A 204-nucleotide genomic window follows, 5' to 3' on the forward strand; every position below is an offset into this window, starting at 1 on the left:
ACAACGACTGGAGATCCCCGTGGCCTACGCAATGATCGAAGTGCGCACCGAAGCCGACAAGGTCGGCATCATCACGCTCAACCGCCCCAAGCAGCTCAACGCGCTGAACGACCAGCTCATGGACGAACTGGGCCAGGCGCTCAAGGCCTTCGACGCCGACGCACAAATCGGCTGCATCATCCTCACCGGCAGCGAAAAAGCCTT

1 protein-coding gene is annotated in these 204 nt (G+C 60.8%); it reads left to right on the plus strand.

Annotated elements, in window-relative coordinates; translation table 11 throughout:
- Positions 1 to 19 precede the first annotated feature (19 nt).
- On the plus strand, positions 20 to 204 hold a 185-nt coding region (locus QZH66_RS18125; RefSeq protein ID WP_305807191.1), incomplete at its 3' end, for an enoyl-CoA hydratase-related protein.

Origin of the sequence: Stenotrophomonas sp. YIM B06876, from assembly GCF_030711595.1 — a bacterium.
Taxonomy (GTDB): Bacteria; Pseudomonadota; Gammaproteobacteria; order Xanthomonadales; family Xanthomonadaceae; genus Stenotrophomonas.